Source organism: Steroidobacter cummioxidans (genome assembly GCF_003104955.1).
On the sequence record NZ_LSRW01000004.1, the window covers coordinates 297,227 to 307,761 of the forward strand.

General features: G+C 62.0%; 5 protein-coding genes. 2 read left to right on the forward strand and 3 right to left on the reverse strand.

What is annotated here, in order from left to right; genetic code table 11:
• The first annotated feature begins 11 nt into the window (after window positions 1-11).
• Both ilvB and D0550_RS03710 read left to right on the forward strand, forming a co-directional pair.
• Window positions 12-1,805: a biosynthetic-type acetolactate synthase large subunit gene (gene ilvB / locus D0550_RS03705; protein WP_116807770.1), complete on the forward strand. Its 1,794-nt coding sequence runs from the start codon at window positions 12-14 to the stop codon at window positions 1,803-1,805.
• A gap of 586 nt (window positions 1,806-2,391) precedes the next feature.
• A complete protein-coding gene (locus tag D0550_RS03710) occupies window positions 2,392-5,325 on the forward strand; it encodes a TonB-dependent receptor (protein ID WP_161965620.1) in 2,934 nt (977 codons plus the stop codon).
• Between the two features lie 100 nt (window positions 5,326-5,425).
• Here D0550_RS03710 and D0550_RS03715 read toward each other — a convergent pair whose 3' ends face one another.
• From D0550_RS03715 to D0550_RS03725, 3 genes are read right to left on the reverse strand one after another with little or no spacing between them, the layout of a single operon-like run.
• Window positions 5,426-6,697 (reverse strand): TetR/AcrR family transcriptional regulator, encoded by a 1,272-nt coding sequence (locus tag D0550_RS03715; RefSeq protein ID WP_116807737.1) that lies wholly within the window; start codon window positions 6,695-6,697, stop codon window positions 5,426-5,428.
• A 59-nt stretch (window positions 6,698-6,756) separates the two neighbouring features.
• Window positions 6,757-7,959 carry an acetyl-CoA C-acyltransferase gene (locus D0550_RS03720; protein WP_116807738.1) on the reverse strand — a complete coding sequence of 401 codons (1,203 nt, stop codon included), beginning with the start codon at window positions 7,957-7,959 and terminating at the stop codon, window positions 6,757-6,759.
• A 23-nt stretch (window positions 7,960-7,982) separates the two neighbouring features.
• Window positions 7,983-10,064 carry a 3-hydroxyacyl-CoA dehydrogenase NAD-binding domain-containing protein gene (locus D0550_RS03725; protein WP_116807739.1) on the reverse strand — a complete coding sequence of 694 codons (2,082 nt, stop codon included), beginning with the start codon at window positions 10,062-10,064 and terminating at the stop codon, window positions 7,983-7,985.
• Window positions 10,065-10,535: the final 471 nt, after the last annotated feature.

Here is a 10,535-nt window from a genome sequence, read left to right on the forward strand (position 1 = left end):
CGGGCAAGCAGATGTCAGGCGCCGAGATCATTGTCCAGGTGCTCGCCGATGAAGGCGTAGAGACGGTATTCGGCTACAGCGGCGGCGCGATCCTGCCGACATACGACGCGATCTTCGTCCACAACCGTGATGGCGTGGCAGCTGGCGCCAGGCCCATGCCGCTGGTCGTTCCGGCCAACGAGCAGGGCGCCGGCTTCATGGCCGCGGGCTATGCGCGGGCCACGGGCAAGGTCGGTGTCTGCGTCGTGACCTCGGGTCCAGGCGCGACCAATACAGTCACGCCGGTTCGTGACTGTATGGCCGACTCGGTGCCGATCGTCGTGATCTGCGGTCAGGTGCCGACCGGCGCGATCGGCAGCGACGCGTTTCAGGAGGCGCCGGTGGCCAGCATAATGGGCTCGGTCGCCAAGCACATTTTCCTGGTGACTGACGCTGCGAAGCTGGAAGCCACAGTGCGGACGGCATTCGAAATCGCGCGCACCGGCCGCCCCGGTCCGGTGGTCATCGACATTCCCAAGGACGTACAGAACTGGCGCGGTCCGTTCCAGGGCACCGGCCGATTGCCCGTGCCGGGCTATCGCCATCGTATGAATCGCCTGCTGCGCAACGTGCTGTCCGAGGCGCAGTGCGCCGAGTTCTTCAGCATGCTGGGGGAAGCCAAGCGGCCGCTGATCTACGCCGGTGGCGGCGTGATCCAGTCCGGCGCTTCGGCGGTCCTGCGTGAGCTGGCCATCGAATTCAACATTCCAGTCGTGACTACCTTGATGGGGCTCGGCGCGTTCGATACGACGCATCCGCTGGCGATGCGCATGCTCGGCATGCATGGCGCCGCGTTCGCCAACTATGCGGTCGACGATTGTGACTTTCTGGTCACGCTCGGCGCGCGCTTCGACGACCGAGTGGCCGGCAATCCGTCGAAATTTGCGCCGAATGCCAAGCGCATCGCACAGATCGACATCGACGCCTCCGAAGTGAACAAAGTGAAGCCAGTCGACTGGCATCACGTGGGCACGCTACCGGAAGCATTGCGCACCCTGCTGGCGTACGGTCGTCGCGCCAATTTCAAGCGCGATTGGTCTGAATGGCTGCAGCATTGCGCCCAGTTGCGTCGCGATCATGCGATGAACTACGACCGCAACAGCACGCTGATTCAGCCCTATCACGTCATCGAAGAGATCAATCGGCTGACCCAGGGCGACGCCATCATCAGCACTGGCGTCGGCCAGCATCAGATGTGGTCGGCGCAGTACTTCGATTTCCGCAGCCCGCGTCTGTGGCTCACTTCGGGCAGCATGGGCACCATGGGATTCGGTCTGCCGGCTGCGATCGGCGCGCAGGTCGCCAATCCCGACAAGCTGGTGATCGACATCGACGGCGACGCCAGCATTCGCATGAATCTGGGCGAGCTGGAAACGGTCACGACCTATGATCTGCCGGTGAAGATCGTGGTGCTGAACAACTGCGGCGACGGCATGGTGAAGCAATGGCAGAAGCTGTTCTTCAAGGGTCGTCTGTCCGCCAGCGACAAATCGCTCCACAAAAAGGACTTCATCAAGGCCGCGCAGGCCGACGGCTTCCCGTATGCGGTGCGCCTCGACCGCAAGCAGGATGTCGAGCGCGTGGTGCGGGAGTTCATCGAGTTCAAAGGTCCGGCGTTCCTCGAGGTCATGATCGATCCCGATGCCGGCGTCTATCCCATGGTCGGTCCGGGCCAGGCCTATGACGAGATGATCACCGGCCAGCACATCGCCTCGCGCAACTCGCCGACGCAGATCCGTCCCCCGGACGCGTCCGAGATGTTCTAAACGCTCCGCCGACCGCCCGGTCGGCGCGCTCTCAAAATTATTTTTCGAAGATGCGGTCTGCGATCCGTCGCAGACCCGCCGGTTCGCGTCCGCGCCCGGCCGGCTGCTGATTTGTTCCCCCGTCAGCGCTGCAAGCCCCCATCAACCTGCATCGCGAAATCTCGCGTCCATTTGTTGCCCCGGCGCATCACTTGCATCACATCCATACCGCATGTTGGAAATGACCGCTACAAAAACACGAATCCCAGGAGCTACCGTCCACACTGGTTCGACCCGCACGCTACAGTGTTGTATCGAGGCTGCATATTCGTTCATGAACAGGCCTGATATTTGACGAATTTCACACTTCAATGTGAAGTTTGTATTACGAGCACAACAAATCCCCATTTGACATTGGCGAGCGCTTGACGCCGGATAGGTGAATACCACATTTTCCAATTCCGTAAAAAATGCCGACGAGCGCGACCCAGATGGTGCGCAAATCGGACACCGCTGAAACGTATTGCCGAAAGTTCTCGAATTTGTACCCGGGGTGCTTGGGCCGGCGCGGATGCGCCGGCTTGCCCGGACTATGTCAGGAGGATCCATGAGTTCGTATTTGCGTTCGACAATCCACACCGCTTTGCTGGCGACCGCGCTGGGCTCGGGTGTGGCCGCCGCGGCGGAGCCGCAACAAACGACGTTCATCGAAGAGATCGAAGTGATCGTCGTCACCGGCTCGTACATCGAAGGTGCCGCGGAGGACGCCGCACTCCCCATCGACGTGCTGCGTGCCGAAGATCTGGCGAAGCAGGGCTCGCCGACGATGGTCGACATGATTCGCTCCATTCCTTCGGTGCAAGGCACGGTCGGTGAGTCGAATCAGTTCACCGCCCCGAACACGTCGGGTACCGCGAGCATCAACCTGCGCGGTCTCGGCGCAGCTCGCACGTTGATCTTGATGAACGGCCGTCGTCTGGCGCCTTCGCCGTCGCAGATCATCGGCTACGACGCCAACCTGCTGCCGACCGCGGCGATGGGGCGCATCGAAGTGCTGAAAGACGGTGCCGCCGCGACCTACGGTTCCGACGCCGTAGCGGGCGTGGTGAACTTCATCACCAAGCGCGGCCTGGAAGGCATGACCATCGAAGGTAACTACAACTACATCGATGGCTCGGATGGAGATTACGGCGCCAATCTCGCGTGGGGCACGAAGGGTGACGGTTGGGATGTGCTGCTCGCCGGCGGTTATCGCCGCCGTTCGGAGTTGAGCACCACCGATCGCGACTTCGCCGTGCAATCGATTACCGACAATCCGAACGGCGGTTATTCGGGTTTCGCCAATCCGGGCACGTTCCTGGTGGGCGCGAACCGCTTCGTCGACCCGGGCTGCGTGCCGCTGGGCAACGTCATCACCACCAACGCGATGACCGGCGCTCAGACTTGTAACTTCCAGTTCACCCAGTTCGACAATCTGGTCGAGGACGAAGATCACTACAACGTCTACGGCGAATTCAACATGCTGTTCGGCGAAACGACCGAGCTGCATGTCGAGGCGATGTACGCCGCGCACGATGTGCCGCACGAGAACTCGTCGCCGTCGTACGCTCCGACTCAGGGCGCAACGCTCGCCGGCGGCAATCCGACCGGCCCGAACTTCATCATTCCGCGCTCCAATCCCGGCCTGACGCCGGAATTCATCGCGCAGTTGCCAGCCGCCGTGCAGGCTGCACTGGCGTCACCGACCTCCAGTGTCATCGCCAGCGGCCTGCTGTGGCGTCCGTACGGTGTGGGTGGCAATCCGCTCACCGGCGAAGGCAAGGAGGACAAGCGCTTCTTCGATGGCTATCGCGTATCGGCCAGCTTGCGAGGTGAGGTCAGCTCCACCAACTGGGACGTGGGCGTGACCTACATGGAGAACAATCGTGAGATCGTTACTCCGGACATCGTCACGACGCGCCTCGCGCTCGCGCTGCGCGGCTTGGGCGGCCCGAACTGCGTGGCCGCGAACAACACTCCGGGCCAGAATGGCTGCTTGTGGTTGAATCCGTTCTCCACCGGTGTTCAGCGCAATATCATTACCGGCGCGCTCAGCCCGAACTTCGTCGATCAGCCCAACGTCAATACTGTCGAGCTGGCCAATTGGCTGTTCGCGGACAACGGCTCGAAAGACAAGACTTCCACGTTCGTGGTCGATGCCGTGTTGAATGGACAGCTGCCGTTCGGCTTGCCCGGCGGCGATATCGGTTGGGCGGCTGGCGCGCAGTACCGCGAGGAAACGCTGGAACGCGAGCCGATCGGCTTCTCGGATATCAATCAGTTCCCCTGCGTGGACTCGGTGAATGGCAACATCATCACCGGCAATCAGAACTGCAACATTCCCACCGGCGTGTTCAGCTTCCTCGGCCCCGTCGCGCCGCTCGATCTGACTCGCGACGTGAAGGCGGTGTTCGGCGAATTGAACGTGCCGCTCCTGGAGAGCTTGTCGGCGCAGGTCGCGGTTCGCTATGAAACGTATGGCGAACCGGTGGGCTCGACCACCAATCCGAAGTTGTCGTTGCGTTGGCAGGCGCTGGACTGGCTGGCGCTGCGTGGCTCGGTGGGTACCACTTTCCGCGGTCCGCTGCAGACCCAGCTGGCTCCCGGCACGGCGACGACGCTGACCTTCACGCCCGCTGCGAACGGTTACAAAACGTATGACGTGGTCGGCAATCCGAATCTGAAGCCGGAAGAGGCGCTGACCCTCAACGTCGGCTTCATCGTCAAGGCCGGTGGCTTCAGCGGCACGCTGGACTACTGGAGCTACGACTTCAAGGACGCGCTGGAAACCGAGAGCGGTCCGGAAATGGTGGCTCGATTCTTCGGCACGAATCCGAACGCACCGCTCGCGACCATCAATCAGAACTGCGATAACCCGGCTCTGGCCGATCTGCAGGCGCGCTTCACGTTCAACGGCACTTGCAGCCTCGCCAATCTGTTGCGCGTGCAGACCAACACGGTCAACGGCCCGGATCAGAGGTTGTCGGGTCTGGATCTCAGTCTGCAATACGCGTTCGAAGACGTGATCGGCGGCAACCTGTTGGTCGGCGCCGATGCGACGTACAACCTGGAGTACGAGCGCGACGCGTCCTTCATCGGCTCCGTGCAGATTCAGGCGGCCGGCGACTTCGCTGGTACGCGTGGCGCCTCGGGTGTCGCTGGCGGCAGCTTGCCGGAGCTTCGCGGCTCTGCTTATGTGGACTACTCCACCAATTGGCTGGCACCACAGGGTGTGCGTGTGACTGCTCGTTACGTCGACGGCGTGACAGACGTGCGCTCGGGTCTGGCGAACACGACGACTCGAGGCGTGGAAGTGGGCTCGTTCCTGACTTACGACCTGGTGTATCGCCTGTCGTTGCCACAGCAGACGACGCTCACGGCTTCGGTGATCAATCTCACCGATCGCGATCCGCCGTTCGCGCGCCTGGATCTGGGTTACGACACGTTCCTGGCGAACCCCTACGGTCGTTACTTCAAGATGCTGCTGAACAAGAAGTTCTAACGGCGGTAGCTCGAAAGGAGTGCCCGGCGATCACGGATGGGGTTGCCGGCGGAGAAGGGCCCACGCGGGCCCTTCTTTTTTGGTTATCGAGCGTGATTTTTCATTCTGCAAACAAGCCCATCAGCATGGGCTTGGCGTACAGCTCGTGAATCTGCTCGCCAGTCGCGCCGGGTACCCACCAGCGATATTCCGCCGAGGCATTCAGCGCCGCCGAGAACATTTGGGCTCCGATCATCGGATCGACCGCGCGGATCGAGCCGGCCGTGATCCCATCGGCGATCACGCCGGCAAAGCGATTCGAGACCTGGCCGTACGTTTCGATCATTTCCTGACGCATCGATAACGGCAGCGCGACCAGTGCCGACGTGCGCAACAACGGGCCGCGCTCGGATATTTGATACGAAAACAACGCCGCTGCCAGCGTCGTCAGTTGTTCCCAATGATCGTCGCTGCGCGCCAGCACCGTGCGCTGGATGCGTCGCATGGTGTCGAAGCTGCGCTTGAAGCAGGCCACCACCAGATCGTCCTTGGCGTCATGGTGGTAGTAGAACGAGCCCTTGGTGACATTGAGTCGTTCGGAAATCTTCTCGACCGAGGCGCCGCGATAACCGCGCTCGTTGATCAGGCGCGTCGCCGCGATCAGAAATGTTTCCTGCGCGGCGGTCTGTTGGGCCTCGGGCAGCATTTCATCCAGAGAGATTGGCCGGTTCTGCCAGGTGCGCCCCGGACCTGCAAAACCATGCAACAGAATGTCGCACATGCGCGTGTATACGCGTCCAAAGTCATCGGGGTCATAGCGCCGTAGCCAGATCACGCCCCACAGAATCTGCTCGCTGAGAATGTGCGCGCGGGCGGCACGATGCATCGGTGTCAGCCAGCTGAGCTCAGGAGACTCGAACAACCCGCACAGCCTGGCGAAAAAGTGGCGATAAGCGTCGCCGACGACGGTGCGCTGAGGTTTTTGCAGTGTGCGCATGTCACCGAACAGGGCGATCGGGGGCTCCTCGCCGGCGACGACGCGATGGCGCAGATCCAGCCACAATTTGAGCATCCGCTGCACGCGTGCGGGCGGATCCGGTTCGCGCGCTGCTGCTTCGACCAACGCCTCGACCCGGGCGATCGCGTCGAGAAAGCACGCGACCGCCAGATCCTCTTTCTTGCGGAAGTAATAAGTAACGCTGGTAGTGATGAGGCCGACGCGGTTGGCCACGTTGGCCAGCGTCATGCCTTTGACGCCGTCGCGATTCAGAATTTCGCTGGCGGCAGCGACGATCGCCTGTTGTTTGCGCGCGTACTTGGTATCGGCGCCACTAGCCTTGCGAGGCCGCGCGCGTGGCGCTGACGGGGTGACCTCTTTGTCCGAAGCAGACATCCGCGGTGATCTCCGAGGGGCGGGGTTGACTCCCCGCCCCCCTGGGTGGGTACCGCAGCTTAGAAGATTTCGAACAATCCCGCAGCGCCCATGCCGCCGCCGACACACATGGTCACGATGCCGTACCTGGCGCCGCGACGCTTGCCTTCGATCAGCAGGTGGCCGGTCATGCGAGCACCCGACATGCCATACGGATGGCCGATGGAGATGGCTCCACCGGACACGTTGAGCTTGTCGTTCGGGATGCCGAGCTTGTCGCGGATGTACAAGACCTGGCTGGCAAACGCTTCGTTCAACTCCCAGATGCCGATGTCGTCCATCTTCAAGCCGTGCTGCTTCAGCAGCTTCGGCACGGCGAAGACCGGGCCGATGCCCATCTCGTCCGGATCGCACGCGGCGACCATCATGCCGCGATAAGCGCCGAGCGGCTTCAGTCCACGCTGCTCAGCTTCCTTCGCTTCCATCAGCACGAGTGCCGCTGCACCGTCGGAGAGCTGCGATGCGTTGCCCGCCGTGATGAACTTGCCTTCCTTGATGCGCTGACCGTTCTTGAACACCGGCTGCAGCTTCTGCAGATCGGCGAGCGTGGTCTGCGGGCGATTGCCTTCGTCCAGCTTCAGATTCACCGCCTTCTCCGCAGTCGCGCCGGTCTCTTTGTCGGTCACGATCATGGTCGACGGCAGTTGTGCGATCTCGGCGTCGTAACGTCCTTCGGATTGAGCGATGGCGGTGCGCTGCTGAGACTGCAGGGCATATTCGTCCTGAGCTTCGCGGCTGACGCCGTAACGCTCGGCGACGATTTCCGCAGTCTCGATCATCGTCATGTAGATCTGCGGAATGTTCTTCACCAGCCACGGATCGGCGACGCGGAACTTGTTCACCTTGTCGTTCTGTACCAGCGAGATCGATTCGACGCCGCCGCCGATCGCGATCTGCATGCCGTCGTGAACGATCTGTTTGGCCGCGGTGGCGATCGCCATCAGGCCCGACGAGCACTGTCGGTCCATGCTCATGCCCGATACCGTGACAGGCAGGCCGGCGCGCAGCAGCGCCTGACGAGCGACGTTGCCGCCCGTCGAGCCCTGCTGCAGGGCGCAGCCGAGAATCACATCTTCGACCAGAGCGCCGTCGATGCCGGCGCGCTTTACCGCTTCGGCGATTGCGTGGCCGGCCAGCTCCTGGCCCTGTGTGTTGTTGAAGGCGCCGCGATAGGCTTTGCCGATCGGCGTGCGCGCGGTGGAAACAATGACTGCTTCACGCATGGGATACTCCTCATGTCACCGAATTACTTCAGATCCTGAAAGCGCTTGCCCTCGGCCGCCAGTTTTTCCAGCAGCGGCGAGATGCTGAAGCCGGCACCCAGCTTCGGGGCGTATTCCTTGAGCTTGGCGACTACATTGGCCAGGCCGACGGTATCGGCATAGAACATCGGGCCGCCGGTGTACTTCGGCCAGCCGTAGCCGTTGATCCACACGATGTCGATGTCGGACGGACGGCTCGCGATCTTCTCTTCGAGAATTTTCGCGCCTTCGTTGATCATCGGATAAATGCAGCGCTCGAGAATTTCCTGTGCGGAAATCTGGCGCGGCGTGACACCGGCTTTGGCGGCGAAGTCCTTGATGATTTTCTCGGTGACTGGCGACGGCTTGGCATTGCGCTGCTCGTCGTAGTCATAGAAGCCCGCGCCGGTCTTCTGACCGCGGCGATCCATTTCGCACAGCACTTCACGCACCGTGGAGCTCTTCGATGTTTCTTTGCTCCAGCCGAGGTCGAGGCCGGCGAGATCGCCCATGGCGAACGGGCCCATCGGCAGGCCGAAGTCGTACAGCGGCTTGTCCACATCCCACGGCATCGCGCCTTCCAGCAGCATCGCCTGCGCCTGTGCCTGACGGGCTGCCAGCATGCGATTGCCGACGAAGCCGTGACACACACCGACCAACACGCCGATCTTGCCGATCTTCTTGGCCAGCTGCATTGCCGTCGCGACGACCTGCTTGGAGGTTTTCTCGCCGCGCACCACTTCGAGCAGGCGCATGACGTTGGCGGGCGAGAAGAAGTGCAGACCGATCACCCACTCGGGACGCTGGGTGGACGCCGCGATCTCGTTCACGTCCAGATAAGAAGTGTTGGACGCGAGAATGGCGCCTTGCTTGACGATCTTGTCGAGCTTGCCGAACACCTGCTTCTTCACGTCCATGTTTTCGAACACGGCTTCGATCACCAGATCGCAGTCGGCGAGCTTTTCCAGCTCCAGCGTGCCGGTCAGCAGGCTCATGCGCTTTTCGACGTCTTCGGGCTTGAGCTTGCCGCGCTTCGCGGTGGTCTCGTAGTTCTTGCGGATCACGCCCAGGCCGCGCTCCAGCGCTTCCTGTTTGGTCTCGACGATGGTGACCGGAATGCCGACGTTCGCGAAGTTCATCGCGATGCCGCCGCCCATGGTGCCGGCGCCGATGATGCCCACCTTCGCGATCGGCAGCGTCGGGGTGTCGGACGGCACATCTGGAATCTTCCACACTTCGCGCTCGGCGAAGAACACGTAGCGCTGCGCAGCCGATTGCACGCCGCCCATTGCTTCCTGGAACAGCTCGCGCTCGACCTTCATGCCCTCATCGAAGGGCTTGTTCACCGCGGCTTCGACGGCGCGGATGTTGTATTCGGGAGCGAGGAAGCCGCGGAATTTACGAGCATTGGCTTTGCGGAAGTCGGCGAAGATTTCCGGCTTGCCGCGCGCGGCTTCGACTTTGTCGTTCATGTCGCGCACTTTCTTGAGCGGGCGATTCTCGGCGAGCACCTTCTTCGCAAAGGCGATCGCGCTGGCGCGCAGCGTGCCTTCGGGAACGATCTCATCGATCAGGCCCGCAGCGTTCGCGGCCTTCGCATCGATGTGCGCGCCGGACGTCACCATCTCGAGCGCTTTCTCAGGGCCGACGATGCGAGGCAGGCGCTGCGTACCGCCGGCGCCTGGCAACAGACCGAGATGAACTTCAGGCAAGCCGCACTTCGCAGAAGGAACGGCAACGCGATAGTGACAACCCAGCGCAACTTCGAGACCGCCGCCGAGCGCGGTGCCGTGAATCGCGGCGACCGTCGGCTTGCTCACGTTCTCGATCTCCGTGACGACTTCGGGGAGCCACGGCGATTTCGGCGGCTTGCCGAACTCGGTGATGTCCGCGCCGGCGTGGAAGGTGCGGCCTTCGCAAATCAAAACCACCGCTTTCACCGCGGCATCGGCATCCGCTTTCTGCATGGCCTGGACGATGCCGTCGCGCACCGCATGTCCCAGCGCATTCACGGGCGGGTTGTTGATTGTGATGATCGCGATCCCGTCTTCCACGGACAGGTCGGTCACGGCGTTGATTGCCCCCATCGGTGCGTCTCCTGGTTACTTGATTGAGCGGTCCGCGAGGCGGAATGACGCTGCCGACGGATTCGATCCGCCCTGCCTGTCGCTCGTCGCGGGAGCGGCATTATGGCGCACTTTCGCGCGTTTTACCGCAGTGCAAAGTATTCCGCAGCGCGGGTCATCTAGAGATGACTAATCAAGGACTTAGCAGTGTCCGGCGGTCGGACAATCAGCGTCGGCTGGGCTTGGTTGCCGGGTTTGAGTGCGTCTTGCAGCCATACAGCGTCGGCTCGGATGCGCACACATTCAGCAACGCCTTTTGCCTTNNTNTTGCCAGAAAGCGGGCAGACCCGCCGCGCTCACGACTTGCTCGAAGCGCGGGGGTTGTCGCAGGAATTTTGTTTGCGGCATCCACAGCACACGCAACGGCGAGCGTTCGCCTTGGCGCTGCAGCCGGGACATGCGATTGAAAACGAACTCGGGTTGTTTCAACGC

Coding starts and splice junctions, on each gene's coding strand:
- ilvB (WP_116807770.1), top strand. CDS start 12: ATGTCAGGCGCCGAGATCATTGTCCAGGTGCTCGCCGATGAAGGCGTA.
- D0550_RS03710 (WP_161965620.1), top strand. CDS start 2,392: ATGAGTTCGTATTTGCGTTCGACAATCCACACCGCTTTGCTGGCGACC.
- D0550_RS03715 (WP_116807737.1), bottom strand. CDS start 6,697: ATGTCTGCTTCGGACAAAGAGGTCACCCCGTCAGCGCCACGCGCGCGG.
- D0550_RS03720 (WP_116807738.1), bottom strand. CDS start 7,959: ATGCGTGAAGCAGTCATTGTTTCCACCGCGCGCACGCCGATCGGCAAA.
- D0550_RS03725 (WP_116807739.1), bottom strand. CDS start 10,064: ATGGGGGCAATCAACGCCGTGACCGACCTGTCCGTGGAAGACGGGATC.